Origin of the sequence: Sphingobium sp. EM0848, from assembly GCF_013375555.1 — a bacterium.
Taxonomy (GTDB): domain Bacteria; phylum Pseudomonadota; class Alphaproteobacteria; order Sphingomonadales; family Sphingomonadaceae; genus Sphingobium.
In genome coordinates this window covers 51750-78386 of the sequence record NZ_JABXWB010000005.1, presented here as the reverse complement: position 1 = coordinate 78386, position 26637 = coordinate 51750, and the positions used below count along the sequence as shown (strand labels likewise).

The 26637-nt window shown below is 61.1% G+C and carries 20 protein-coding genes; 8 read left to right on the top strand and 12 right to left on the bottom strand.

The annotated features are described in order from the left end of the window. Nucleotides 1-472: 472 nt before the first annotated feature. Nucleotides 473-1228: an SDR family NAD(P)-dependent oxidoreductase gene (locus HUK73_RS18555; protein WP_369805564.1), complete on the top strand. Its 756-nt coding sequence runs from the start codon at nucleotides 473-475 to the stop codon at nucleotides 1226-1228. 103 nt (nucleotides 1229-1331) lie between these two features. Beyond that, nucleotides 1332-3167, top strand: coding sequence for an NAD(P)/FAD-dependent oxidoreductase (locus tag HUK73_RS18550; RefSeq protein WP_176593370.1), 1836 nt, complete (start codon nucleotides 1332-1334; stop codon nucleotides 3165-3167). A 113-nt stretch (nucleotides 3168-3280) separates the two neighbouring features. Here the strand turns inward: HUK73_RS18550 and HUK73_RS18545 are convergent, their stop codons facing one another. Next, a complete protein-coding gene (locus HUK73_RS18545) occupies nucleotides 3281-5506 on the bottom strand; it encodes a TonB-dependent receptor (RefSeq protein ID WP_176593369.1) in 2226 nt (741 codons plus the stop codon). 313 nt (nucleotides 5507-5819) lie between these two features. Next, entirely contained in the window at nucleotides 5820-6896 is a 1077-nt protein-coding gene (locus HUK73_RS18540; protein ID WP_176593368.1) for an aldo/keto reductase, read from the bottom strand. A 133-nt stretch (nucleotides 6897-7029) separates the two neighbouring features. On the opposite strand from HUK73_RS18540, the gene HUK73_RS18535 reads away from it, so the two are divergent. Beyond that, entirely contained in the window at nucleotides 7030-7791 is a 762-nt protein-coding gene (locus tag HUK73_RS18535; protein WP_176593367.1) for an SDR family NAD(P)-dependent oxidoreductase, read from the top strand. A 17-nt stretch (nucleotides 7792-7808) separates the two neighbouring features. Here HUK73_RS18535 and HUK73_RS18530 read toward each other — a convergent pair whose 3' ends face one another. After that, nucleotides 7809-8129 carry a 2Fe-2S iron-sulfur cluster-binding protein gene (locus tag HUK73_RS18530; protein ID WP_218036649.1) on the bottom strand — a complete coding sequence of 107 codons (321 nt, stop codon included), beginning with the start codon at nucleotides 8127-8129 and terminating at the stop codon, nucleotides 7809-7811. 205 nt (nucleotides 8130-8334) lie between these two features. On the opposite strand from HUK73_RS18530, the gene HUK73_RS18525 reads away from it, so the two are divergent. The 4 genes from HUK73_RS18525 to HUK73_RS18510 are packed head-to-tail and all read left to right on the top strand — an operon-like array spanning nucleotide 8335 to nucleotide 12818. Further along, nucleotides 8335-9783: a hypothetical protein gene (locus HUK73_RS18525; protein ID WP_176593365.1), complete on the top strand. Its 1449-nt coding sequence runs from the start codon at nucleotides 8335-8337 to the stop codon at nucleotides 9781-9783. 11 nt (nucleotides 9784-9794) lie between these two features. Continuing rightward, nucleotides 9795-11282, top strand: coding sequence for an acyl-CoA reductase (locus HUK73_RS18520; protein ID WP_255326426.1), 1488 nt, complete (start codon nucleotides 9795-9797; stop codon nucleotides 11280-11282). After that, on the top strand, nucleotides 11270-11548 hold the full coding sequence (locus HUK73_RS18515; protein WP_176593364.1) for a helix-turn-helix domain-containing protein: 279 nt from the start codon (nucleotides 11270-11272) through the stop codon (nucleotides 11546-11548). Before HUK73_RS18520 ends, HUK73_RS18515 begins: the two co-directional genes overlap by 13 nt. Before the next feature lie 25 nt (nucleotides 11549-11573). Beyond that, nucleotides 11574-12818, top strand: a complete 1245-nt coding sequence (locus tag HUK73_RS18510) for an MFS transporter (protein WP_176593363.1) — start codon at nucleotides 11574-11576, stop codon at nucleotides 12816-12818. A 60-nt stretch (nucleotides 12819-12878) separates the two neighbouring features. Here the strand turns inward: HUK73_RS18510 and HUK73_RS18505 are convergent, their stop codons facing one another. From HUK73_RS18505 to HUK73_RS18480, 6 genes are all read right to left on the bottom strand, one after another. Next, nucleotides 12879-13877, bottom strand: a complete 999-nt coding sequence (locus HUK73_RS18505; protein WP_176593362.1) for a TauD/TfdA family dioxygenase — start codon at nucleotides 13875-13877, stop codon at nucleotides 12879-12881. 88 nt (nucleotides 13878-13965) lie between these two features. Then, a complete protein-coding gene (locus HUK73_RS18500) occupies nucleotides 13966-15087 on the bottom strand; it encodes an amidohydrolase family protein (RefSeq protein WP_176593361.1) in 1122 nt (373 codons plus the stop codon). Between the two features lie 107 nt (nucleotides 15088-15194). Next, on the bottom strand, nucleotides 15195-16142 hold the full coding sequence (locus HUK73_RS18495; RefSeq protein ID WP_176593360.1) for an AraC family transcriptional regulator: 948 nt from the start codon (nucleotides 16140-16142) through the stop codon (nucleotides 15195-15197). A 107-nt stretch (nucleotides 16143-16249) separates the two neighbouring features. Next, a complete protein-coding gene (locus HUK73_RS18490; protein WP_176593359.1) occupies nucleotides 16250-18280 on the bottom strand; it encodes a TonB-dependent receptor in 2031 nt (676 codons plus the stop codon). A 226-nt stretch (nucleotides 18281-18506) separates the two neighbouring features. Further along, nucleotides 18507-20249, bottom strand: coding sequence for an amidohydrolase family protein (locus tag HUK73_RS18485; RefSeq protein ID WP_176593358.1), 1743 nt, complete (start codon nucleotides 20247-20249; stop codon nucleotides 18507-18509). Between the two features lie 203 nt (nucleotides 20250-20452). Beyond that, on the bottom strand, nucleotides 20453-21505 hold the full coding sequence (locus tag HUK73_RS18480; protein ID WP_176593357.1) for a phosphotransferase: 1053 nt from the start codon (nucleotides 21503-21505) through the stop codon (nucleotides 20453-20455). A 196-nt stretch (nucleotides 21506-21701) separates the two neighbouring features. On the opposite strand from HUK73_RS18480, the gene HUK73_RS18475 reads away from it, so the two are divergent. Then, complete coding sequence (locus HUK73_RS18475; RefSeq protein ID WP_176593356.1) at nucleotides 21702-22733, top strand: DUF2889 domain-containing protein; 1032 nt, start codon at nucleotides 21702-21704, stop codon at nucleotides 22731-22733. Here the strand turns inward: HUK73_RS18475 and HUK73_RS18470 are convergent. The 3 genes from HUK73_RS18470 to HUK73_RS18460 form a co-directional block, all read right to left on the bottom strand. Beyond that, nucleotides 22730-23719: an NADPH:quinone oxidoreductase family protein gene (locus HUK73_RS18470; protein ID WP_176593355.1), complete on the bottom strand. Its 990-nt coding sequence runs from the start codon at nucleotides 23717-23719 to the stop codon at nucleotides 22730-22732. The genes HUK73_RS18475 and HUK73_RS18470 overlap by 4 nt on opposite strands. A gap of 100 nt (nucleotides 23720-23819) precedes the next feature. Beyond that, entirely contained in the window at nucleotides 23820-24956 is a 1137-nt protein-coding gene (locus HUK73_RS18465; RefSeq protein WP_176593354.1) for an epoxide hydrolase family protein, read from the bottom strand. Between the two features lie 119 nt (nucleotides 24957-25075). Further along, nucleotides 25076-26545, bottom strand: a complete 1470-nt coding sequence (locus HUK73_RS18460; protein ID WP_176593353.1) for an aldehyde dehydrogenase family protein — start codon at nucleotides 26543-26545, stop codon at nucleotides 25076-25078. Nucleotides 26546-26637 lie beyond the last annotated feature (92 nt).

Genomic DNA, 26637 nt, shown 5'->3' with positions numbered 1-26637 from the left:
CATTGATCACGTAGCACGGCTGAGTACCAGTCGTGCTGTATGGCCAGTGGAGCGTGCATGAACCGCCAAGCTTCCTCGCGGACTGCCTTCAGCTTTCGCGTCAGGCGTTTTCCTTCGGTTTTATGCTTGACGATAAACCGACCGTCCCCGGTCTTCCCACGGTAGTGGATGAAGCCCATAAAGGCGAAGGTCTCGGGACGCCGCTCACCACGCCGCTGTCTCGTCAAGGCCGCGAACCGACCAAACTCGATCAACCGCGTCTTGTCCTCGTGTAGAGCCAAGCCAAATTGACTCAGCCTTTCTTTGAGGGCAAAAAAACATCTCCCGCGCGTCCGCCTCCTTCTCGAAGCGCATGACGAAGTCGTCGGCATATCGCACGGTCACAACGCGACCGCCAGAGTATAGCCGCGAATGTGACCGGCGCGCTGTTGGTCAGCGATGGGGAAATCTCGCTCTAACTTGGAGAAGGCGCGTGTTGCAGGGCAAGGTCATCATCGTTACCGGGGCTGCGTCGGGTATAGGGCGGGCGTCGGCGGTACGCTTTGCCGAGATGGGGGCGCATGTCGTAGCCGTCGATCGCGCAGCAGAGGTGGAAGCGACGGTGGCCGCCATCATACAGGCGGGCGGTCAGGCACACGCTATGCAGGTCGATATCAGCGAAGAGGCGCAGGTGCAGCGCTTCGTGGACTTTGCGGTCGGCATTAAGGGGCGGCTGGACGGCGCCTTCAACAATGCCGGGGTCGATCAGGTGAGTTCACCTTTGCACGAACTGTCATTACAGGAATGGCGGCGTGTGAATGCGGTCAACCTCGACGGCACTTTCCTGTGCATCAAGCATCAGGTTGCGGCCATGTTGAAAACGGGCGGCGGGGCTATCGTCAACACATCCTCGGTGCTGGGGCAGGTGGCGATCACGCTCAACGGCGCTTATACCGCTGCGAAACATGGCGTCGTTGGACTGACCCGAGCGGCGGCGATGGAATATAGCCGACAGGGCATCCGCGTGAACGCCATACTGCCCGGCGCCATCGAAACCGACATGTTCCGCCAGGGCATGAGCGACCCGGCCATGGCCATGCAATTGGGAGCGATCAAGGCGGCGCATCCGATCGGCCGCATGGCGCAACCCATTGAGGTGGCAGAGATCGCAGCCTGGCTGCTTTCGGATGCGGCCAGTTATGTCACCGGCGCGGCTATGCCAGTGGATGGTGGCTATACAGCGGCTTGATGTGAGATTTATCTAATCAAATTAAATTTACATTGAAATTTTTCGCAGATGGCGCTTATCTGACGGAACAAGGCTGCCAGGGCCGTTTGAAGGAGAGTCGGATATGGGTTGTGCGCCATCAGTGACGCCCCACGATATCGAACTGGATGCGCTGCGCGAAAAATATCGGCATGAACGTGATAAGCGGCTGCGCAAGGAAGGCACCGCCCAATATGTGCACGTCACCGCCGAGATGCATGATTTCTGGGAGGCCGATCCGCACACGCCACCTGTGGAGCGCGACCCTGTTGTCGAAAATGTCGATGTCGTCATCATCGGCGGCGGTTTTGCGGGCCTGTTGGCCGGCGCGAACCTAAAAAAAGCCGGCGTTCAGGATGTGCGTATCATTGAGATGGGCGGTGATTTCGGGGGCGCATGGTATTGGAACCGCTATCCCGGTATCCAGTGCGACAATGAATCCTATTGCTATGTTCCGATGCTCGAAGAACTGAATTACATGCCGTCGAAGCGTTTCGTCGACGGTGTGGAGATTTATCAGCATTGCCAGAATATGGGTAAGCATTTCGGTCTTTATGAAGGCGCATTGTTCGGTACCATGATCCGGTCAATACGCTGGGATGAGGCGACCAGACGCTGGACCATCGTCACCAATCAGGATGATGAACTGCGCGTGCGCTTCGTCATCATGGCGACGGGGCCGTGGAGTAAGCCCAAGCTGCCCGGGATCTCTGGTCTTTCCAGCTTCAAGGGGCACACATTCCATTCCGCGCGCTGGGATTATGACTATACCGGCGGCGGTCCCAAGGACCCGGTGCTGAGCAAATTGGCCGACAAGCGCGTTGCGGTGATCGGTACGGGCGCGACGGCGATCCAGATCGTGCCGTTCCTGGGCCGTTACGCCAAGCATTTGACGGTGTTTCAGCGCACGCCTTCCGCCGTGGACCATCGCCGCAATGACCCGACTGATCCTGAATGGGCCGCGAGCCTGCAACCGGGTTGGCAGCGCGACCGGCAGGAGAATTTCTACATCTTTTCCGGTGAGCCATTTCCGTCGAAACCAGCCGAGGATGACTATACTTGCGACTTCTTCACCGAAGTCGGCCGTAATGTGTCGGGCCGCGTCGCCGCTTCGGACAAGGCTGAACTGTCGATCGAGGAACTGGTCGCGATCCGCGAGCAGGAAGATTATGGCGTGATGGAGCGTATTCGGCGGCGGATTGACGATATTGTTGATGATCCCACCACGGCCGAGGCGCTCAAGCCCTATTATCGTTACATGTGCAAGCGGCCTTGCTCCAGCAATGACTATCTGCCGACATTCAACCGGCCCAATGTCACACTGGTCGATGTGTCGTCCAGCAAGGGTGTCGAGCGGATAACGGAAAAGGGACTGGTGGCCAATGGTCAGGAATATGAAGTCGACTGCGTTATCTTCGCCAGCGGTTTCGAGATCGCGGCGCAGGACCAGAAGGTCGCTTCGGGCATAGAGGCGATCGACGGTCGCGACGGCCTGTCGCTCTATGACCATTGGCGCGAGGGCTATCAGACCTTCCACGGCATGAGCAGCCATGGCTTTCCCGGCCTGTTCTTCACTGGCTTTACGCAGGGCGGGCTTAGCACCAGCGTCACGGCCATGTATGAACAGCAAGGCGAGCATATCGCCTATATCATCCGCGAGACTCTGGCGCGGGGCGCGGCTTCGGTCGAACCGACCCGTCAGGCGCAGGATGATTGGGTCAGGACGATCCGCGAACTCGCGCCGCCCGACACCTTCCTGCAGGAATGCACGCCGGGCTATTATAATAATGAAGGTGGCGGCACCGGCGGCATCCGTGCGGCGGTCAGCGAACCTTATGCGCCGGGTTTCTACAAATTCGGCGAACTGATCGGCGAATGGCGCGACAAGGGCGACCTCGGCGGTATGATGCTGATCGATTGACTTTTACCAGAGAAAGCCCGTCTCTCCTTTCGGAAAGGCGGGCTTTGGTTGGTTCAGGCCGGGCGGTGTATCGGGTTTCTCAAACCCCATTCACCGCCCCTTTTTCTAAAGCCTCAGTAACGGAAGCTGACCGAACCGCCGATGACCCGTGGCGGGTTCCATGCGACGCCAGTGCCAAGTCCGTTCGGCAGAACCTGGGCCTTATAGGCCTTGTCGGTCAGATTGTTGACATAGGCCGCGAATGTGACGTGGTCGCTTGGATCGGTCCAGGCGGCACGAAGGTTCACGATGGCAAAGCCGTTCTGAACATTGTTATTGGCTGCATCGAAATAGAATTTCGAGGAATAATAGACATTGGCATTCAGGTTGAGCTTGCCATTGGCCACCTCGAAATTGCCGTCCAGGCCTAGATTGCCGGTCCAGTCCGGCGACCGGATCATGTGGTTGCCCGACGCATCGATCGGTGTGTTGTCCGTCATGCCGGTAGTGTAGTTGAACACATTGCCCGGCGCTCCCGGATAGCTCTGGTAGCGGCCATGGGTATAGGCAACCCCGCCGGTGACGCTGAAATGTTCACCCAGCGCCTGGTAGAGCGACAATTCTCCACCATAGACATGGGAACTTGCCGCATTGGTGGTAATGCTTTGCGTGCCGTTGTAGATCGACACCTGCAGATCCTTGTAATTATAATAGAATCCGGACAGTTCAACACGCGTCCCGCCGCTCGACAATTTATAGCCGCCTTCAAAGGCCGTGATCTTTTCAGGCTTGATGAAGCCGGTGTTCCTGAAGCCGTTAATGTCGAGCAGGCCCGCCTTGTAACCTCTGGTAACGGAGACATAGATGTTGGACTGATCGTTCAACTGGTAACGGATCACTCCGCGCGGGGTGAAGGCGTTGAAGGTGTGATCCGGTGGCCCATCGCGACCGAAGGTTGCACCAGCCGGGGGAGGGCAGAATCCAGCGGCTGCGCCTGCCGGATAGCAGTACCAGTAACCCGAATTCTTTTCCGAACTATAGCGCGCGCCTGCGGTCAGGAACAGATTGTCCATCGCCTCCCAGGTGACGTCCGCAAAACCGGAGATGGACTTGATACGGTTGTGAATGTCATAGGCCGTCTCGATCGGCGGTGTGATCGAACCGAAGGGAGCTTCGCTGCCCTTCTGGTCCATGTAAAAGGCACCGACAACCCAATTGAGTCGTCCGCCGGGATTGGAATTGAGAAGAACTTCCTGCGTTATCAGTCGGTCATAATTGTTGAAGGCGACACGGAAGATAGGAATGCTGCTATCGTCGACTTCCAGATCCTGCCGCGACTTTTCCTTGCGATATTGCGTATAGGAGGTGAGCTGCGCGAAGCCGAGGTCGAATTTGGCCGTCAGTTGACCGGCATTCAATTCGGAGCGGAACAGCGGCGTGAAGCCGGGATCGGCTGCCATATGGCGATTATCCATGCCGATCAGTGCGCCAGGAATACCGAACGCATAGGCCGCGCTCTGGAACCTGCCGTCGGGGTCCTCATAGACGCTCCAGAGCATGGGCGTCGGGTCCTTGAGCTTGGTATGGATATAGCGGGCCAGGATATAATTCTTGCCGGACTCATCGAACTCATATTTCAGGCTCGTGCGCAGCGAAAAGTTCCGTCCGCGCCCGACATGATCGTTGCCGTCGGTCAGATTGGTGAACCAGCCATTGGTATATTTATAAAGCACACCAATGTCCGCCGACAGGCCTCCACCAAGTCCTGTCGTACCGTAGAAAGATCCACGGATGGTATCGAAACTCGATACATCCAGTTTCCCCTGCACAGCAGTCTGTTGTTGCGGTTCGGATGTGGTGACAAGGACAGCGCCAGCCGTGGTATTTCGGCCGAACAATGTGCCCTGGGGGCCCTTCAATACCTGAACATTGTTGACGTTGAGAAATTCGAAATCCTGCGTCAACGGGCTCGCATTGTAGAAGCCGTCGATATAGACGCCGACTGCCGAACCGCCGCCGACATTGGCGACGGCGGTGCTGACGCCGCGGATCGTTGGTTGGGCGAAGGCGCCATTATAGTCCAGGCGAAAAGCCGGGACGACTTGCGACAGCGAGTTACTCGCGGTCACGCCTGCATTTTGCAATGTCTGGCTGTTCACCGAAGTGACGGTGATCGGCACATCGACCAGTCGCTCTTCCCTGCGCTGGGCTGTGACGACAATGTCGCTTGAGGAAATGGATGGTTGCGCACTTGGCTGGCCCTGCGCGGTCTGCGCGTAGGCGGTTCCATAAGCGGCGCTGCAAAGGCAACTCGCTGCCAGCAGGCAAGCGGTAACGGATGGTAAACGCGTCCGGCCCATCACTCTCTCCCATCGGGTTAATTAACCTCTTATCTACAGGGATAAGGCAACAGAGCAGGCAAAAAATCAAGGGCCATTTATCGCCGGATGTGAAATGATGATAAACCGTTGTGCAAAATCCACAGTCGCGGTCGGTCAAATCAGGCGCCCTATGACAAAAGCCTTATAATCAATATCTTATGAGATATAGAATAGGCGGTACATTATATTGTAAAAGTACCAAAGAGGCATCGCGCCGGGCAGAAGAGCGAGGGACGCCCGACTACCCGACTATTTGCTTTCAAGATATGGAGCGATTCTACCCGAGAACTGCTCAGTCCCTGGATGTGTGGTTGAGGCCGCTCACGCCGCTCCAACCCCGGACCGGGCCGTTCATCGTCGTCGCCATTCGCTTGGGGCGGAAGAAATCATAGGGTGTTACAAGCGGTGGACGCGAAGTCATGTGCAGCCGGTCCCGTGCCGCTTCAGGCAGGTCGAAATCGACTGAGTTCAGATTGGCCGACAACTGTTCCGGCCGTGTGGCGCCAATGATGACGGACGTCGAGCGATACTGAGTCGCGACCCAGTTCAACGCCACTGCGGCAGGACTCTGGCCGATTTCCTCGGCTATGGCGGTCAACGTGTCGATCACGGTCCAGCTTTGCTCCTTGCCCAATACGCCCCGAGAAGGTCCCGCAACACTGGTGAGGCGTCCTTCGATGCTGACGTCGCCGCGCCGATATTTACCGCTGAGCGCTCCGCCTGCCAGCGGACCCCAGGGACAGAGACCAATGCCGAAATGCGACGCTGCAGGTAGATGTTCGCGCTCAATGCTACGTTCTAGCAGCGAATATTCCAGTTGGAGCGCGATGGGCCCGGCCAGACCATGCTGTGCGGCATAAAGGACGGCATGGACTGCGTACCAGGCAGGTATGTCGGACAGTCCGTAATAGCGAATCTTGCCCGCACGGATGAGGGCGTCGAAGCCATGTACCACTTCTTCGACCGGCGTCACCGTGTCCCAGGCATGCATCCAGTAAAGATCGATATAATCAGTATCCAGCCGCCGCAGCGAGTCGTCGACCGCACGCATCATGTTCTTGCGGCCGTTGCCAAAGGCATTGATCCCTGACGCACCGGAGTCGAATGTATATTTTGTCGCGATCACCATCTGCTCGCGTAGGCCGGCGTCGTTCAGGACTTTGCCGACTATGTGTTCGCTGATGCCTTTGCCATAAACATCGGCGGTATCGAAGAAGTTGCCGCCAGCCTCGACATAGGCGTGGATCATCTGCGCCGATATGGTCTCATCGCATCCCCATTCGGATTGGCCGAAGGTCATCGTACCCAGGCATAGCGGGCTGACGCGCAGGCCGGAGCGGCCCAGGGTGAAATAATCGGTGAGCGCCATATATTCTCTCCTCCATCAATCGACACGATGGCCGACGCACAGATAAATCTAATGCCATTCGGAAAATCATTGCCTCAATCATGCCACCGGGGCAAGGCTGTCGCTCGGACAATATTTGCAGGAGAGTGCAGCCATGGGCGGTGTGAATCTGGCGGGACAAGTGGCGTTGGTGACGGGCGCAAGCGCCGGGCTGGGGCAGCATTTCGCCCAGACGCTGGCGGAGGCCGGGGCTGCGGTCGTCGTGACCGCGCGGCGCGCGGATCGGCTCGATGCGCTGGTGGACAAGATCAACGCGGCGGGCGGCAGGGCGACGGCGCAGGCGCTCGACTTGCGGGATGCGGCGGCAATTGCTGCCACTTTCGATGCGGCGGAAAAGACCTTTGGCATGGTCGACATTCTCGTCAACAATGCTGGCATATCCGATGGCAATTATGCGGCCCGGTTGTCGCTGGAAGATATCGACAATGTCATCGACACCAATTTCCGCGCGCCCTTCCTGATGGCGACGGAAATGGCTCGGCGGCTGATAGCGGCGAAGCGGCCCGGACGGATCGTCAATCTGTCGTCGATCGGTGCCTATAGCTATGGTCCCGCTTCGGCGGCGGCGCTCTATGCCTCGACCAAGGCCGGGATCAGCCGCCTGACCGAGACGCTGGCGCTGGAATGGGCGCGGTTCGGTATTAATGTGAATGCGATCGCGCCGGGCATGTTCATGTCCGAAATGACCGAAGGCTATCTCAGCCGCGTCGGCGACGGGGTGAAGCAACAATGGCCGCGCGGCCGTTTCGGTCAGCCGGAATTTCTCGACAGCACTTTGCTCTATCTGGTCGATCCGGCGTCGCATTTCGTGACCGGCACCATCATCGTCGCGGACGATGCGCAGTCGAGCCGCTGAGAAGGGCGAGGGGTGCCTCACCGCTGCGCGGTGGGCACTATGACCTCGATGCCGTCCATCTCCGGCGTCACGACGATTTGGCAGGACAGGCGTGCCTGGGGATGAGGATCGGGGACGCAATCGAGGATGGTCGCTTCCATATCCTCTGGGGCGGGCAGGCGCTCCAGCCATTCCGGGCTGACATGGATATGGCAGGTTCCGCACACCATCGAACCGCCGCAGTCGGCGTCGATCCCTTCGACGCTGGCGGCCTTTGCCGATTCCATCAGTGACACGCCGCATTGCGCGTCGATTTCGCGCCGGTCGCCAGATGGGGTGTGAAAAATCGCTCGAACCACTATGCTCTCCATGATATTGTTTAGCTAATCGATTAACAGACTCGATGGGGTCTGTCGAGCGTAAGTCCATTTTGCCGCTCGACCAGCATTTTTTGCAATCCGACCGCGTGAAGCGGCTCGGGGTTGATACCGGTTCCGCTCGGGTCTTAGCTCGACAGGTGATGGCGCGATAGGGTGCGTCCTGCTCTTGAATGAGGTGCGACTTATGACCGAAGCGATCGATCTTGCCGGGCGGACGGATATCGCCTCTCAGGCGAAGGCTTTGTGCGACGATCCGGCGGCATTTTTCGAGCATAGCTTCACGAAGATGCAGTCGATCGATCGCGATCGGCTGGCGGCGCTCCAGCGAGAAGGGTTGCGGCAGCGTTTTGCCGATCTCAAGGATCGCGTGCCGATGCTGAAGAAGCTCGCGGACGCGCAGGAGATTGCGGAAATGCGCGAGATTGACGATGTGGTACCGCTGCTGTTCGAGCACACCATGTACAAAAGCTATCCCCCCGCCTTTCTGGAGAAGGGCCGCTTTGCCGAGATCAACAAGTTCCTCTCGAAGCTCACGACGTTCGATCTGACGGGCATCGATGTGTCGGAGTGCCAGACGATCGACGACTGGATGGAACTTATGGACCGCGAAAGCCCGCTGGTGATCATGCACAGCAGCGGCACGTCGGGCACCATGACCTTCCTCCCCATCTCGAAACATGAGTGGGACAAGTTCGGCAAGACCGCCCGCGTGATCGCGCTTCAGGAATTTGGCGACGATCCGTCGGTCATGGACGAGGGCGGCGATTTCTACGTCATCTATCCCTATTTCCGTCATGGCGGGTCGGGCCATGTCCGCACCTGCGACCTGTTCGTCAAATATGTCAGCAAAACGGAGGAACGGCTGCTGGTTCCCTTCCCTGGCCGGATGAGTTCAGACCTCCTCTATCTCGCCGCGCGGATTCAGGCCGCGGCGGCGAAGGGCGAGTTGGAAAAGCTCGACATCTCGCCTGTGATGATGGCGCGCAAGGCGGAATATGAAGCGTTGCAGGCGGAAATGCCGGCGCGGCTCGACGCCTTCTTCACGGACATTGCGGAAAATTATCAGGGTAAGCGCATCTTCTTCTGGGGTGCTCAGAACCTGCTCTTCAATCTGGTGCGGATCGGTCAGGAAAAGGGCTTGTCCCGCGTTTTTGCACCCAATTCGGTGATCGGCACCGGCGGCGACTCCAAAAATGGCGTGAAGATGCCTGAAGATTGGCGTCAGCAAGTCTGCGACTTCATCGGCATCGAAAATAGCAAGATGTGCTACGGCATGACCGAGGTGAAGGGCTGGCACAAGAAATGCAGCCATGGTCATTATCATTTCTGTCCCTGGATCATTCCATTCCTGCTGGACCCCGACACCAGCGAATTGTTGCCGCGTAAGGGGCGGGCGATGGGAAGGGCGGCCTTCTTCGACCTGGGGTCGGAGACGCGCTGGGGCGGCTTCATCACCGGCGATGAAGTCACGATCGAATGGGATGAACCCTGCGGCTGCGGCCAGTCCACCGTCTATGCGATGGACGGGATCGAGCGCCTCAGCGCCAAGCGCGGCGGCGATGACAAGATCAGCTGCGCCGCGACCGAAGGCGCGCACAAGGAAGCGATGAGCTTCCTCACCAGCTTTCAGTGAAGGATCGGACCATGGGCATGGAAGAAAAGCTCGACGTTGCGGGAGCCGGCCGTCAACTCCCCATCGCCAGCCTCATCATCCGGGGCGAGGTGATCAGCGACAATCTGATCGAGGTCGGCGGAAGGGGCGGGGATCTGACTTTTCTCACTCCGGACGCGCATAAATATCTCGACCGGCTGCCGCTCAAAAATCCAGCGCATATGGCCGATCTCTACCGGCTGAAGTTCGACGATATTCTCGACTATCTGGAGGAGCTGGGTACGCGGCTGGACGTTGCGGACAATGAACATCTCGCCAGGGCGCGCGACCTGTCTTACCTCACCGCGCCGACCACGCCGCCGCTGGTCGACGCCTCCTATGCCGACCTGAAATCCAAGTTCGACCGCGCCGTAATGCGGGAAATGGCCGACAAGATGATCGGCATTCCTTATCTGGAAGGCTGGGTGGAGGAGGAGCGGCTGAATGGGCTGCGGCTCGGCATCCGCTGTTTCGGGGCGCGGACGCTGCATGTGATCGCGGGCAACAGCCCGACTATCTCGGCTGCGACGATCATCCGCAACGCCTTGCTGCGCAGCGACGCGATCATCAAGGCGCCGTCCAACGATCCCTTCACCGCGATCGCGATCGCGCAGACCATGATCGACATGGCGCCCGACCATCCGCTGACCCGGCATCTGACCGTCGGCTATTGGCGGGGCGGCGACACGGCGTTCGAGGAGAGACTGTACCAGCCCCATTATGTCGAGAAGATCGTCGCCTGGGGCGGCTTTGCCTCGGTCAAGCATGTGACCCAATATATCCAGCCGGGGCTGGAGCTGATCTCGCTCGACCCCAAGCGCAGCGCCAGCATCATTGGCGAGGAAGCCTTTGCCAGTGAGGAGGGGATGCAGGACGCCGCCGTCCGGCTGGCGAGCGACATTGGCGCGATCAATCAGGTCGGCTGCGTCAATGCGCGGGTGGTTTATGCCTTGTCCGGCACGGATGAAGCGGGGATCGAGAGGCTCAACCGCTTCGGGGAGTTGGTTTATGCACATATCCAGACGCTACCTGAGCGGACCAGCACGGTTGCCAAGCGCTATGACCGCGAGTTGAAGGCGCATGTCGATGCGCTGCGTTTGCAGGATGAATGGTATAAGGTGATTGGCGGCAAGGGCGGGGAGGGTGCGATCATCGTGTCGCAAATGGCCGATCCGGTGGACTTTTCGACCAGCCTTGTGGACCGCACCGCGAATCTGGTGCCGGTGGATCGGATTGATGATGTGGTGGGGGCGGTCAATGCCTATACCCAGACCGTCGGAGTTTATCCCGAGAGCCTGAAGGCGGAATTGCTGGATGTCCTGCCGCTCCATGGGGCGCAGCGTTTCGTGTCGCTGGGCTTTGCCGTGCAGGCCTCCAACGCGCAGCCGCAGGATGGACTGGAGCTGATGCGGCGCATGGGCAAGTGGATCATCAACGAGATGCGGTCGCCGGAAAAGGGGCAGGCGCCTTGGTTGCCTTGAGGCTCTGCCGCCCTCGGTTCGGCACTTTTGCCGATCGACCGCGAGATTTTGCCGATTTTGCCAATGTGCTGGGGGAAACGCCCGCCGCGCGGTTGACCCGTATCCGGCTGATTGAAGCGCGGCGCCTGCTGGGTGGAGAGCGGGTGATGCGCGATGACGCGGCCAATGTCGGCTACCGCTCGCAGGCGGCGTTCAACCGTGCCTTCCGTCGCCAATATTGCGAGACACCGGCCGCCGTGCGCCGCTCGCTCCGCGGCAAAGGCTGACAATAAAAAGTTCGAGAGGATGGTTATGGACGACAGACATGAATTTCGCGACCATTGGCCCGTCCTGTTCGGCGCGACCTGCGCGGTGGCGAGCGGTGCGTCCCTGTTCGTCTATGCCGCCAGCTATTTTGTGAAGCCGCTGGCCACCGCCTTCGACTGGTCGCGGGGGGAGATTGCCTTTGGCGCGACCATCGCGTCGCTGACGGTGGGAGTCAGCATGCCGTTCATGGGGGTGCTGACCGATCGCTTCGGCCCGCGTGCGGTCGGTTCCGTGGGGCTGCTTTGCTATGCGGTCATGTGCTTTCTGCTGGCGGCGGTGACGAGCAGTCTGACGCTTTTCTACGGCCTCCTGTTCCTGACGGCGCTGGCCTATTCGGCGGTGACGCCGGCCGTGATCGCGCCGCTGGTGGCGGCGACCTTCCAGCGGCGGCGGGGCTTGGCGCTGGGTATCATGATGAGCGGGCCGGCGATGCTGCTCGCACTGTTCGCCCCAGCGCTGGTGGCGCTGATCGGCGTGGCGAGCTGGCGCGCGGGTTATGTGGCCTTGGGATGCCTCGCCCTGTTCGTGGGCCTGCCGGGGCTATTGATCGCTCAGCGCGCCGTGGGTGAGCGTCTGGCGAGGAGGGCGAAGAAGGAGGGTGCGGATGGGCTGACGCTGGGGCAGGCGGTGCGCACGGCGACCTATTGGAAGTTGATCCTTGCGACGGTCGCCTCGACGCTGCCGTTGGGGGGGCTGGTCCATCAATATGCTGCCCTGCTGTCGGACAAGGGGCTGTCGAGCGTGAAGGTCGCTTTGCTGGGGTCGCTGTTCGTGACCAGCGTGGTGATCGGGCGGACGGGCGTGGGGTTTCTGCTCGACAGTTTCCGGCCGCCTTTGGTGGCCTTTGGGGTTCTCCTTTGCGCGGTGGGGGCCACGTTGCTGATGCTCGATCCGACGCCGACGATCCTTGGCTGCGCGGTCTTTCTGGTCATGACCGGCTGTGCCATGGGGGCGGAGGGCGACTTCCACGCCTTCTTTGCGGCGCGGCAGTTCGGGTTGGTGAACTTCTCGGCGATCTTCGGGACTTTTTCGATGTGCACGTCCGCCGGTTTTGGGTTCGGTGCCTATATGTTCGGGACGTTGTTCGACCGCTTCGGCAGCTATGACAAGGCGATTCTGCTGTCGGCAGGTGGGTTGCTGATTGGGGGCCTGCTGTTTGGGAGCTTGCCGGGTAGCGGAGCAGCGCGTGGGGAAAAGAAAGCTGGCGGGTTAGAGAGGCGATCGGCTTGAAAAAACCGTCATCCCCGCGGAGGCGGGGATCCATCTCCCAACCGTTCCGAATAGGACTTCTTATGGGAGATGGGTTCCCGCTTTCGCGGGAATGACGAGGTGTGAATTGGCGGTTACATCCACATCACCCGGTCCCAGCACCGAACCATAGCCAGCGGTCGTAATCCGCTCCAGCATGCGCGGCTCGGTATAATTGCCCGTCGCGGCGTGCTGGACCGCGCGATTGTCCCAGACGGCGATGGCGTTGGTCGTCCAACGCAGGCGCATCTGATAATCCGGTTTCTGGACTTCGTTGAAGAGAAGCGCGAGCAGCGCGTCGCTCTCCGCTTGATCCATGCCCACCACTTCGCCGGTATAGACCGCATTCACGAACAGCGTGCGCCGCCCGGTTTCGGGATGAACCCGCACCATCGGATGCGCGACCGGCGGGTAGGCTCGCTTGGCCTCTTCCATCCGCTTGCTGTCGGCAAGACCGCCATAGCCGCCCGCCTTCTGCGCAAAGCCCTTCCAGTGCAGCGCGCGCAGCCCATCGATCCGCGTCTTCATTGCATCGGGCAGGCCGTCATAGGCGTCCCCCGCGCTGGCAAAACAGGTGTCGCCGCCCAGCGAGGGCATGATCTCGGTCGAGCGTAGCACCGATATTTCGGGCGGGCATTCGGCCCAGCTTCCGTCGGTGTGCCAGATATCCGCCGCCGTGCGCGTCACGCCGTCGGCATAGACGTTCAATATTTCGCGATGACCTTTGATTGGACGGGCCTGGGTGTCGCTGTAGAAGAAAGGGTCTTCCGGATTACGCGCGAAGATCCTGGCTAAGGCCGTATGCTGCGCGCGGTCTATCCGCTGGTCGCGCAAGATAACGACCTGATAGCGCAGCAGCGCTGCTCGCAGATCATCGGCCTGCGCAGGGCTAATGGGTAGCGTGAGGTCGATGCCGCTGATCTCCGCGCCGATATTGGGCTGGATCGGCGTGGCGACCAGCGATCCGATGCTGTGCGTGACGGACATGACGAGATATTGCCCTTTCCCATTCCCGTCATTCCCGCGCAGGCGGGAATCCATCTCCCATAAGATGAGTTGGTTGGCACGGTCGGGAAATGGATTCCCGCCTGCGCGGGAATGACGGGCTTATTTATGTTCTGCGCCTCAATCAGAAGGCCAGCTTGTAGAGGCTGGCGACATTGTCGTGCAGCACCTTGGTCCGCTCCAGCGCGGTCAGGCCAGCGGTATGCTCCGCCAACAGGGCCTGCGAGTGGGGATAGGTGGAATCGAGATGCGGGAAGTCGCTCGCCCACATCATGCGGTCGATATTCATCTCATCCTTGAACTTGAAGGCGGTGATATCGTCCTGGAAGGTCAGGTAGATATTCTCCTTCAGATAATCGCTCGGCTTTTTCGACAGGATCACATCGCCCAGATTATGGGGCGAACGCTCCACTGCATGGTCCATGCGATACATGAAATGCGGTATCCAGCCCGCGTCGGCTTCTGCGCAGACGACTTGCAGTTTGGGGAAACGCTCGAACACGCCGCCGAAGATCAGCATGCCGATAATGTCCTGATTGCCGCGGATGATGCGGATGAACTGGTTGAGCTTCGGCCCACGCGGCTTGTCGGCGCCGGTATTGCCCTTGTAGGTCAGGATGTGGAAGCTCAAGGGCATATCCAGATCGACCGCAGCCTCCCAAAAAGGATCATAGATACGGCTGTCATAATCCTCCATCACCGGATAGCCGGGCATCATCACGCCGCGCATGCCCAGTTCCTTCATCCCGCGAAGGTCCTTGATCCCCTGTTCAGGCGATTCCAGCGCCGTGACGCCAAGGCCAATCAGCCGGTCGGGTGCGGCTTCGCAATATTCGGCCAGCCATTCATTATAGGCGCCGAACATCGCCGACTTATACGCCACATCGTCATGGCTGGACAGGAACATGCCGAGACTCGGATAGAGGATTTCGGCATGGATGCCGTCCCGTTCCTGATCCTTGAGCCGCTGCTTGGGGTCCCAGCCGCCCGTATGGCAGTCGAGGAAATTGGCGAAGGCCTGATCGGCCAGTTCCTTGCCACGCTTGCCCGCCGCCGATGCCAGCGTAATGGGATAGAGATTGTCCATCCCCGGAATCTGGAAGACGTCGCCGCCTTCAGGGCGGCGGATCATTCTGGGGGCAATCTCCTCATATTTTTTCGACAGCCGGTTCTTGAAGATATCGGCGGGCTCGGTGACATGGGAATCCGCCGAAATGATGGGCTTTTCGATCAGCTTGCTGTTCATCGGAACTCTCTCCTTTTGTCCTGTTCAAAGCCTGCGCGGTGGGCAGGTCGATGCCAAGCGAACGGCCGGAAGATGGCCGTCCGGCACAGACTCGCATTCTCCCGGCATCAAGCGTCGCCCGCGCGGCGCAGTGCCTCGCGCGCGGCGGTCGGCGTCTCGCCAAAATGGCGGCGAAAGGCGCGAGCGAAGGCCGCCTGCGACTTGTAGCCGACCGCCGAGGCGATATCCGCGATCATGCGCTCGCCTCGCAGCAAGCGGCGCGCTTCGGTGAGGCGGATCGCGACCAGCCGGGTGAGGGGAGGCTCCCCGATGGCGGCGGTGAAGGCGGTGACGAAGGAGGATTTCGCCATCCCCGCCGCCGCCGCGAGCTGCTTGATCGTCCAGGGTTCGTGATAATGGCGCTCCATCAGCCGGTGGGTCGATGCGATGCGTGGGAAGCGGAAGGCGTAGATGTCGGGCTGATGCGCGATCGCTGATCCGCTCATGGCAGTGCGCACCGCTTGGGTGAACAGCAACTGCATCATGGCCGCCGCAAAGGCGGAGGCGCCCGCCCCTTGCAGGGCCGTCTCGCAGAGGGGGGACGGCTTGGGCGACGCGGTGCGGTGGTCACCGGGATGGACGACCACAATCTCCGGCAGGGTCGGGACGGTATAGTCCGCCGCCGTACGCAATGTCTGGAGCGAGCCGCTCAAGACGCAGGTCCGCTTGTCGGAAGAACCGTAGCGGAATCGCGCCGGTTCCTCCGAGGTCGGCAGGTCGCGCAGATAGCGCGCAACCTGCGGCTCCTCGCTGGCCTCCAGCCCGATAAAGGCATGGGAGGCGCCGCGCGGCAGGCAGATGAAGTCTCCGGGCACCAGACGGCGGCGAACGCCGTCCGGCCCTTCGAAATTCAGCTCGCCGCGCAGCACATAGTGAAAGCCCATGCGGTTCATCGCCGGCAGGCGCAGATGGGCGTCGGCGCCGATCTCGATCATCGCAAAGCCCGCCCGCTCAATCGGCATGGACAGCACCAGCTTGGACAGCGACATGGTGGAGCGGGCATTGTTTTGCGCCATTCTCGACTCCATCTGCGGCTTGGGTCTTGGTTTGCGCCCGGCTCCCGCATAAGGCCGGACGCCTGGTGTCGAGGAACGATCGGACAGATAGGCCATTTTCCTCTCCTTCAATATCGGATCGTTGCGGTCACGCCGTAGGTCGCCGGATCGCCCCAGGTCGACTGGATCGAATAGGGGCCGCCCAACACCTGATTGCGATATTTGGCGTCGGTTACATTGTCCCCGAACACGCCGAGCGAGAAATGGTCGTCGTCGCTCGTCCAGGTCGCCCGCAGGCCAATAATGGCATAGGGGTCCTGCTTGAACTGGTGGATCGGGTCGAAATAGACGGTCGAAGTGTAGAAACCATTGGCGTTGAGCGTGATCCGCCCGCTCGACAGCGGAATATCATAGTTGATGTTCGCCGTGGCCGTGAATTTGGGCGCACGTTGCATCGCAAGCCCGCTGGCGTCGCCGTCGCGATTGAGGAAACGGCCATAGGTTGCACTGGCGGGATTCAGATTCTGCTCGAAATAGGGTGCGTTCAGGAAGTCCTTATATTTCGCATTGGTGTAGGCCGCGCCGAGATTGACCGTCAGCGCCTGTGTCAGCTTGCCGGAGAATTGGGCCTCCGCACCATAGATGCGGGAGTTGGCGGCGTTACGCACCAATGCCGAGACGCCGTTGAAGGTCGCGACCTGCAAATCCTTATAATCATAATAGAAGGCCGACACGTCGAAACGGATGCCGCCGCTCGCCATCTTGTAGCCGATTTCATAGGCGTTGATCTTCTCCGGCCGCAGCGAGACGGTGGTGAAGCTCGACGGGTTCAGTACGCCCGCCTTGAAGCCGTTGCTCCACGACGCATAAATGCTGCTGCCCGGCGCGGGTTCGTAGCGCAGCACGACGCGTGGGGTGAAGCGTTTGAACTTGTCCGTATATTCGACGCGCCCGCCCGCTGCCGTGCCGAAAAAGGCGTCGGGCTTTTCCTCGCTATACCGGCCGCCTGCGGTCAGGAACAGGCCGTCGGTCAGCTCATAGGTGGCGTCCAGAAAGGCGGCATAGCTTTTGGTCTTCACGCCATAATTGGGCGTGTTGACCAGCGGTCCACCATTGGTCGAGGATTTGAGATAGGGGAAGAAATTATTATCCTTCATGAAGAACAGTCCCGCTACCCAGCTGAAGGGGCCGCCGGGCTTGGAGGACAGGTTTAGTTCTTCGGTGAAGGTGTTGTACTTGGTCTGGCTGTTCGAATAGAGATAGGGCAGGAACAGGCCATCGCGGTCGAGATTATTCTCGCCCGTTTCCCGCCGGACCATCGTATAGGATTTGAGGTCCGCGAAGCCCAGATCGAACTCGCTGGTCAATTGATAGGCATAGGTTTTGAGCAGGAAATCGACCTTGCCATTATAGGAAACGTCGCCCCGATCCTGTGCGATGACGGTGCCGGGGACGGTGGTGCCGATCGACAGCCCCTCATAGGCATTATAGGCACGCACCTTGCCGTCGCGGACATGGTTGTGCGTGAAGGCCAGGGTAAAGCGCACGGCGTCGGACGGCTCGAACAGTAATTTGCTGCGTACGCCATAGCGTTCATAATCGCCATCGCGCTTGCCGGTGACGATATTGTGCAGCCAGCCATCGCTGCGTTCATAGATGCCCGCGAAATCGATCGCGATCTTGTCGCCAAGGCCGGTCGAGCCATAGACGCCGCCATTGAGGGTGTTCCAGCGCGAATAGCTGGCCCGCGCCGTCATGGTGGGCGTGAAGCTGGGCTTGGCGGTCGTCACCAGTATCGCGCCGCCGGTCGCATTGCGGCCGAACAGCGTGCCCTGCGGACCTTTCAGCACATCGACGCTCTGGATGCTCATGAACTGGAAATCGAGCGAGGACGGGCTGGGCATGTAGAAGCCGTCGACATAGGTCGAGACGTTGGAATAGAGGCCCGGTCCCGACAGGGCGCTGCCGACGCCGCGAATGGTCGGCTGCGCGGCTGCTCCCGCGAAGTCGAAACGCAGCGCGGGCACGGCGCGGGCGATCTGGGTGACGGTGTTGATATTGTTCGACTGTAACGTCTCTCCGCTGACGGAGGTGATGGTGATCGGCACATCCTCCAGCTTTTCGGCGCGGCGCTGGGCGGTCACGACGATGTCGGGCATCGTCATTCCCTGATCGGGCGCCGTCTGCGCGGATGCGGCGGATGCGCCAACCAATGCGAAACCGCTCACGGACGTCAGGCACAACAATAGCCTGGAACAATCAATGGCTCCCATACCCTCTCCCTTGATGTTCGCGGGCGGGTCATCAAAGACCGTTTATTGTGCTGCCCGCTTATTGTGGACTGTCATATTCTACGGAATATCGTTTTATTCTTGGCGGTTACTCTCACGCCGCGTCGCGCAACGGTTCCTGAAATCCCGAACCCCGCACCAGACGGCCGGGCAGCGCGCCGGTTGGCTCGCCCTCCCTATAGGTGATGACGCCGTTGACGAGCGTTACCTCATAGCCGTCGGCGCGCTGTTGCAGCCGCCGCCCGCCCGCCGGCAGATTATAGACCGGGCGTGGCGAATGCAGGCGCAGCCGCTGGTGGTCGATGACGTTGATGTCCGCCTTCATGCCCGGCGCCAGCAGGCCACGATCCATCAGGCCCACCGTTTCGGCAGGACGGCGAGTCAGCGCGGCGATCATCCATTCGATGGGGAAGCGCTCCTCCTCCGCTACGTCGCGACCCCAATGGGTCAGCAGGTGCGTGGGATAGCCCGCGTCGCAGATGACGCCATAATGTGCGCCTCCGTCGCCCAGAGCAATCACCGTGTCGGGATGCTGCATCATCTCGCGCACTTCTTTCAGCGTGCCGCTGACGAAATTGGCGCTGGGGAGGCAGAGGATGGCGTGGCCGTCCTGCTCCAACAGCAGGTCATAGGCGAGGCTGAGCGGACTGACGCCCCGGGCTTCTGCTCGTGCGCCGATCTGCATTTCGCGCGGCGGCGCATAATCGGGGTCGGCGCCCAGCGCGAACATCCGGTCGACCGCGCCGATCAGGCGGTTGGCGAGCGGCACCGGGTCCGGCTCGACATCTTCGGCAAGCAATTTTGCCTTGAAGGCCGGATCGCGCATGATGGCGATGCGCTCTGCCAGCGGCAGGCGGGCGATGGCCTTGTAGCTTGGCTTGGTCGACAGTGGATTGAGGCTGAGTTCGAGGCCCAGCAGCACCCCGACCGGCCGTTCGTGAATCTGGCCGCGCACGGTACAGCCTGCCGCATTGGCCTTTTCCATGCCCGCAATCAGGCCGCGCCAGCTATCGGGCGCTTCGGGAACTTGTGACAGGGTGAAGGACACAGGTCGCCTGGACACTTCCCCGATCCGCTGGATGATCGCCATTTCCTGTTCGGGCGGTTCGCTCATTTCGGTGATGATCTGGAAGACGCCAGCACCGGCTTCGGCCAGCCCCTGCGCCAGCGCCAGCACTTCATCAACGGCGGTCTGCACGCTGGGCGCGGGCTTGCCGTCCTTGGCGCGATGGTTGAGCGAGCGGGATGTCGACACGCCGACCGCGCCGCGCCGCACAGCTTCTGCCACCAGCCGCGTCATTTCGGCGCGATCGGCCTCGCTGGACGCGTCATGGTTCACGCCCCGGTCGCCCATCACATAGACACGCAAGGGCGAATGCGGGATCTGCACCGCGACGTCGACGTCGAAGCTGCGGGCGGCGAGCGCGTCCATATATTCGGGGAAGCTTTCCCAATTCCACGGGATGCCCTCGGTCATGACGATTTCGGGGATGTCCTCCACCCCCTCCATGACCTTGACCAGCTTCAGCCGGTCGTCCGGGCGGCAGGGTGCGAAACCGACGCCGCAATTGCCGGTGACGACGGTGGTGGTGCCATGGTTGCTCGATGGCATCAGCCGATGCTCCCATGTCACCTGCCCATCATAATGGGTATGGATGTCGACAAAGCCGGGCGTCACCAGCTTGCCGCTGGCGTCGATTTCCCTTGCACCTTTGCCCTCGACCATGCCGATGGTGGCAATCAATCCGTTCCGGATCGCAACATCGCCGGTGAAGGGCGCGCCGCCGCTGCCGTCAACGATCAGACCGCCTCGAATAATCACATCATATTCGACCATCTTATGCCCTCTCCTTGTGAAAAAATTATGAGAAGGCGGGCGGCACGGTGCAACTTAATCGGTCGATTATGCTTGATCGGCAAAACAATGTGGCCGTTCGGCACAATGGCGTAGAAAGGCTAGGAAATGCGGGTGCGGTGCATAACAAATGGCGTCTGCCCCTTCTCCGGGACCGGCGTCATCCGTTAGGGTTTTGCGCCTGCCTAGCCGTTCAGGATCAGGTCGATCGACCCCAGGTCGACCACGGCGGCCGAAAAGCGTTCGGCCATGGCGCAGCAGGTTTCCTCGCTCTGCATTTCCACGAGACACATCATCCAGCCAATGCCGTGAAAGGCATAGGCACGGAACGCTTCATAGGCGGCATCGACATTGGGTGCATCGGTGACGCCAAATTCCCGCAACGCCCCAACATAATCGACGATCAGGTCGCGGGCGGCCGCCCGGCGATCCGCCACCGAAAGCCCGCTGACCAGGAAATAGGAGACATCATGTGCCCAATGCGCGACCTGCACGCACTGCCAGTCGAGCAGCCGTACCTCGCCGTCGGGCAAGGCATAGACCTGCCCGAAATGCGCGTCGCCATGGCACAGCGCCCATGGCGCGCAGGGCCAATAGTCATCCTGCAACTTCGTATGGGTGCGGAACAGGAGATCGCGGTCGCGGATCGAGGGATCGACCAGTGCGAAACGCTGGCGGCTCGCATAATCCTGCCAATGTTCGGGGTTCCAGACCCAGTCGAGTACGTCGGCCGCGCGGTAGGAGCCGCCATTGCGCAGCCAATCGATTTCGGCCAGTTCCGGCGCCATCCAGGAAGCAGCCTGATAACGGGCGATGCTGCGCAGGCCGCTGGCCACCATTTCGATGCTGCCGCCCTTGACCGGGTCAGCGAATTCAGCGCCGATCTTGCACAGATCGTCCAGCACCAGCGCGCTGTTCCCCTCCGAATCGGTGTCGGCGAACAGGCAGTCGGGTGTACGTGTTTCATATTTGCCGCCCAGCATCCGATAGAACAGGGTTTCCCCGGCATAGACCTGATCGGAGCCTATTTCATGGCTGTGCGGTTCAAGACCCGTTTTCACCCATACGACCTGTGCGGGGGTGCCATCGCCATAAGTGAGTTCGGCCTGTACCTTCGTCGCCGTGCCGTGAATGACGTTCAGGATGCGGGCGTTGGCAACGGGCCGGTCGAGCACGGAATCGAACCAGCCCGTGTCGATCTGATCGATGGCGGTTGGAATTCTCCTGATCGCGTGCATATCGCTCTCCCTTGATATTCAGGGTTATGGGATGTGCCTTCGTTAATCGAATGATTATGTCTTTGATGTGGGCGTGGCAAGGGGATATTTAAGGGAATAATGGTACGTCAAAACCATTGCCGCATCGTAGACCAGCCGCTAGGGACATGGCATTTATGTCGAGCCTGTTTCCCAATCCGCACGAAGGCGCCCCCTCATGAGCGCGCCCACACTTTCGCTCCGGGGTGAGCCTTTGCCGGAATTTGCTGTCGCGCCGCGTCAGCCGGCCGGGCCATCACCGGTCCGCCGTCCAGGTTCCGTCCGCCGAACCTCCACCCTCTATGTGGACTGGCCGGATGGGCGTGGCGGACGCGCTTTCCTGCACGGTCGGGCGCGGGACATACTGACCCCGGTTTCGGGCGGTGTTCCCATCGCGCTGGCCGAAGACGCGATGGAGGCACAGGCGGAAAGTCGCGTGATCTGCAGCGTTGCGGCCGACCCGCCGCGCACCGGGCTGGAGGCGCTCGTCGGAGCGCGGGCAGGCGGCCATCTGCGGCAAGCGATCGACGATGTGCTGCATGAGGAAAGGGTGGCCGGATCGCCGCTCTATCTGTTGCTGGATGACATGGCAGGCACTACGCTGATCGCGGGCTGGGCATGGACGCAATGGCGAGACGAAGGGGTGATTGCCGAGCAGCGCGCGCATCGTCATGAGCGTGTGCCGCAGATGGCGAGTGTGTGCATCGGCTTCCGCCCCGGATCTAGCGCGCTCGATCTGAGCCGGGCAGAGGATATCAGCCCCACGCTGGTGCCGCCAATGGAGCGGGCCGATGATCCGGCGGGCTGGCATGACTTTCCGGTACTCCAAGGACCCAATCTGCGGCGCGCTCGCCGGATCGATGTGTGGCGCGAAGCGGGGCAGGTGCAGATCGACGCCACCTTTCAGGACAGTGGCGCGCTGCCCGAAGGCGGACGCAGCGGCCTGCATGAATATCGCATCCGTGCCGTTGCGGACAGGGCGGGCGAGAAACTGCTGTCCATTGAAGCCATCCCACAGATATTGCCTTTTCCGGAATGCCCGGCGGCAACGGTGAACCTGTATACGCTGCTCGATACACCGCTGGTGGAGATGCGGATGACCGTGCTGTCGATGCTGCGTAAGACGGCGGGCTGTACCCATCTCAACGACGCGCTGCGTGCACTGGCGGAGGTGCCGCGTCTGGTGTCGATGCTCCCGGCCGAGATTTAGCGCATTTTGAGGACGATGCGGCCCGCAACCTGACCGCTGAAGGCAGCGTGGAGGGCTGCGACATAGTCGGTCAGCGGGTAAACTTGCGCAATGGGCGGGCGCAGCTTCCCCTCGGCATGGAGGGCGAACAACGCCTGCATGTTCGCGGCCTGCACGTCCGGCTCATATTCGCCGAACTGACGGACGTCGACCCCGATCAACGCCGCACCCTTGAGCAGTGCCAGATTGACCGGCAGTTTCGCGATGCCGCCGCCCGCAAAACCGATGACGAGCAGGCGGCCTTTCCACGCCAGCGAACGGAAAGCCGGTTCCGTGGCCTCGCCGCCGACGGGATCGAGAACGATATCGACCGGCCGTCCATCGTTGGCGGCCTTCACATCGTCGCGCCAGTTGGGCGAACGTGCATCGATCGCCGCATCTGCTCCGGCGGCCAACGCCAGGGCGCGCTTTTCCGGGCTTGAGGCCGACGCAACCACCCGCGCGCCGAGCGCCTTGCCGAGCTGGACAGCGGCGCAGCCAACAGCGCCGCCCGCGCCCAGTACCAGCAACGTTTCCCCCGATTGCAACTGTCCGCGCTGGACCAGTGCGTGATAGGCGGTGCCGTAGCTGACGCGGAACACCGAGGCCTCCTCGAAGGACATGGTTTGCGGCAGCACCGTGATCGAGCGTGCGGGGAAATTGGTTGCCTGCCCAAAAGCACCGATGAAGGCTGCGGCGCATACGCGCTGACCGATCAGGGCGGGATCGACCGCGTCACCCACAGCTTCGACCACGCCCGCGCATTCAGTGCCGAGAACAAAGGGCAAAGGCGGCTTGAGTTGATATTCGCCCTTGCCAACCAGCACGTCGACATAGCTGATGCCTGCTGCCTCCACTGCGATTCGAACTTCACCCGCTTGAGGTGCGCCGGGATCGTGTGGGCGCAGCTCCAATTGCTCGGGCGCGCCGAAGGCGGTGACGGTGATGGCAAGGGGGGCATCTGTCATGCGACGGAACTCCGGGCGCGGATGGGGCGATGTTGGATAGAAGAAATTAATCAATCGTTGCAAGAATTAAAGTGCAATGGAGGCTTGTGACCGCTATCGATCAGCCTTTGAACGCCGAGGCCCAGCCTCGCATTTCGCTGACGAAGATTTCCGGCTGCTCCCAGGCGGCGAAATGGCCGCCTTTCGCCGGTTCGTTCCAGTAGATGAGATTGGGATAGAGCCGCTCCACCCAGCGCCGCAGCGGACGGATCGATTCATGGGGAAACAGGCTGATCCCGACCGGCAATTCGAGCGCGGGGTAGCGGACCTGATGAAAGCTTTCCCAATAGAGCCGGGCGGAGGATGTGCCGCTGTTGGTAAGCCAATAGAGGGTGACATTGTCGAGCAGAGCGTCCAGACTCATGGCCTTGCGCGGGTCGCCGTCGCAATCCATCCAGAAGCGATATTTGTCGTAAATCCACATCGCCTGCGCGACCGGGGAGTCGGCAAGGCCGTAGCCCAGCGTCTGTGGCCGGGTCGATTGTTGCGTGGAATAGCCGGTGTTCCATCGTTTGTGGTCGGCGATGGCGTCGAAAATCACCTGCTCCTCTGCCGTGGGATCGGTGATGTCCTGCGGTACGGCGGCGATGAGGTTGAGGTGGATCGACTGGACGCGATCAGGATGGCGCTGCGCCAGCATCACGGTGACGGGCGACCCCCAGTCGCCGCCCTGCGCCAGACAGCGGTCATAGCCGAGGCGGTCCATCAGCATGGCCCAGGCATCGGCGATCCGTTCCACGGTCCAGCCGGTTCCGCTCGGCTTGTCCGAAAAGCCATAGCCTGGCAGCGCAGGAATGATGACGTGAAAGGCGTCGTTCGCCGTGCCGCCATGGGCTTCGGGGTCGGCGAGGCCGGCGATGCAGTTCAGAAATTCCAGCACTGATCCGGGCCAGCCATGGGTCAGCAGCAGGGGCTTGGCCTGGGGGTGGCGGGAGCGGACATGGAAGAAATGGATGCCGAGGCCGTCGATTTGGGTGCGGAACTGCGGCCATGCGTTAAGCGCAGCCTCGCAGCGGCGCCAGTCATAGGCGGTCCGCCAGTGATGGACGACCATCTTTGCCGTTTCCAGCGGCACGCCTTGCTGCCAGTCCTCGACCGTTTCCGCGTCGGGCCAGCGGGTGCGCTCCAGCCTTGCACGCAGGTCGGTGAGGTCGGCCTCGGTTATGGCGATGGTGAAGGGGGTGATGGCGTCGGTCATGAAGGTTCGCGCCTGTGATCATCGTCCTCGCGCAAATGGGAACCCCTCTCCGTAGCTCGCACTTGGAAAGATGGCAGGAGATGGGTCCCCGCCTATGCGGGGACGACGGTGATTATTTCTTAGGCCGGGACTGCCTGCTTGGTCCCGCTGCCCTCGCTGGCCGTGGCGGGCGTGCCGTCCAGCACCGCCTTCACTTCCAGGAAGGCCTCGAACCCATGGTCGCCCCATTCGCGGCCATTGCCCGACTGTTTGTAGCCGCCAAAGGGCGCCATCGGATCGGGGCGGGGCTGGTTGATCAGCACCTGACCGACGCGCAGCCGCTTGGCAACGCTGGCGATCGTTTCATGGTCCTTGCCCTGGATATAGCCCGCAAGCCCATAGGGCGAGTCATTGGCGATGGCGACCGCTTCGTCGATATCCTTATAGGGGATGATCGAGATGACCGGCCCGAAGATTTCTTCGCGGGCGATGGTCATGTCGTTGGTGACATTGGCGAAGACGGTCGGCTGGACGAAATAGCCCTTGTCGATGCCTTCGGGACGGCCGGGGCCGCCCGCCACCAAAGTCGCGCCCTCGGCTACGCCCTGTTCGATCAGGCCCTGAATCTTGTCGAACTGCGCTTTCGACGCGACCGGGCCGACATCGGGATTCTGGGTCGGATCGCCCACGCTGATCTCCCCCGCAGTGGCGCGGGCGACCGCGATCACCTCGTCCATCCTGTCGGCGGGCACCAGCATGCGGGTGGGGGCGTTGCAGGACTGGCCACTATTGGCCGTAACCGCGCGAATGCCGCCGCTGACCGCCTTTTCGATATCGGCGTCCGGCAGCAGGATATTGGCGGACTTGCCGCCCAGCTCGGTGTGGACGCGCTTGATCGTGGGCGCGGCGTTGCGCGCGACCTCGATCCCGGCGCCGGTCGAGCCGGTGAAGGACACCATGTCGACATCGGGATGGCTGCTGAGCGCCGCGCCGACCACCGGGCCAAGGCCATGCACCATGTTGAACACGCCCGCCGGCACGCCCGCCGCTTCCATGACTTCCGCCCAGATGGTGGCGGAGAAGGGCGAGACTTCGGACGGCTTCAGGACCATAGTGCAGCCGCAGGCGATGGCGGGCGACACCTTGGCCGCGATCTGGTTGATCGGCCAGTTCCATGGGGTGATGAGCGCGCAGACGCCGATGGGTTCCAGCTCCACGCGATGGCCGCCGCGCTCATGGTCGAAATGATAGGTCTTCAGCACTTCCAGCGCAGTCTTGAGGTGCAGTTGCCCGACCATGGCGTGCAGATTGGCGGCCAGGTGGCTGGGCGCCCCCATTTCCTCGGTGATGACCTTGGCCAGATCATTGCGGCGGGCCTTGTACGCGTCGATCATCCGCTCCAACAGGTCGATGCGTTCTTCGCGGCTGGTCTGGGAAAAGCTGTCGAACGCCTTGCGCGCGGCCTTGACGGCGATGTCGACATCCTGCGCATTGCCGAGGTTGATTTCGCCCACCGGCGCTTCGGTGGCGGGGTTGATGACCTGGTGGCGCTGGGGGCTGACCGGGTCGACCCACTGGCCGTCAATGTAGAATTTCAGCGATTGATGCATGGTCATCCTCCTTGCGCGCCGGACATGTCGTTTGTCCGGGGCGGACCTGTCGATGTTCTGGATTCTGTTTGCCTAACATAAATAGGTTCTTT

Coding starts and splice junctions, on each gene's coding strand:
- HUK73_RS18550 (WP_176593370.1), top strand. CDS start 1,332: ATGGGTTGTGCGCCATCAGTGACGCCCCACGATATCGAACTGGATGCG.
- HUK73_RS18545 (WP_176593369.1), bottom strand. CDS start 5,506: ATGGGCCGGACGCGTTTACCATCCGTTACCGCTTGCCTGCTGGCAGCG.
- HUK73_RS18540 (WP_176593368.1), bottom strand. CDS start 6,896: ATGGCGCTCACCGATTATTTCACCCTGGGCCGCTCCGGCCTGCGCGTC.
- HUK73_RS18535 (WP_176593367.1), top strand. CDS start 7,030: ATGGGCGGTGTGAATCTGGCGGGACAAGTGGCGTTGGTGACGGGCGCA.
- HUK73_RS18525 (WP_176593365.1), top strand. CDS start 8,335: ATGACCGAAGCGATCGATCTTGCCGGGCGGACGGATATCGCCTCTCAG.
- HUK73_RS18520 (WP_255326426.1), top strand. CDS start 9,795: ATGGGCATGGAAGAAAAGCTCGACGTTGCGGGAGCCGGCCGTCAACTC.
- HUK73_RS18510 (WP_176593363.1), top strand. CDS start 11,574: ATGGACGACAGACATGAATTTCGCGACCATTGGCCCGTCCTGTTCGGC.
- HUK73_RS18505 (WP_176593362.1), bottom strand. CDS start 13,877: ATGGATTCCCGCCTGCGCGGGAATGACGGGAATGGGAAAGGGCAATAT.
- HUK73_RS18500 (WP_176593361.1), bottom strand. CDS start 15,087: ATGAACAGCAAGCTGATCGAAAAGCCCATCATTTCGGCGGATTCCCAT.
- HUK73_RS18495 (WP_176593360.1), bottom strand. CDS start 16,142: ATGGCGCAAAACAATGCCCGCTCCACCATGTCGCTGTCCAAGCTGGTG.
- HUK73_RS18490 (WP_176593359.1), bottom strand. CDS start 18,280: ATGCCCGACATCGTCGTGACCGCCCAGCGCCGCGCCGAAAAGCTGGAG.
- HUK73_RS18485 (WP_176593358.1), bottom strand. CDS start 20,249: ATGGTCGAATATGATGTGATTATTCGAGGCGGTCTGATCGTTGACGGC.
- HUK73_RS18480 (WP_176593357.1), bottom strand. CDS start 21,505: ATGCACGCGATCAGGAGAATTCCAACCGCCATCGATCAGATCGACACG.
- HUK73_RS18475 (WP_176593356.1), top strand. CDS start 21,702: ATGAGCGCGCCCACACTTTCGCTCCGGGGTGAGCCTTTGCCGGAATTT.
- HUK73_RS18470 (WP_176593355.1), bottom strand. CDS start 23,719: ATGACAGATGCCCCCCTTGCCATCACCGTCACCGCCTTCGGCGCGCCC.
- HUK73_RS18465 (WP_176593354.1), bottom strand. CDS start 24,956: ATGACCGACGCCATCACCCCCTTCACCATCGCCATAACCGAGGCCGAC.
- HUK73_RS18460 (WP_176593353.1), bottom strand. CDS start 26,545: ATGCATCAATCGCTGAAATTCTACATTGACGGCCAGTGGGTCGACCCG.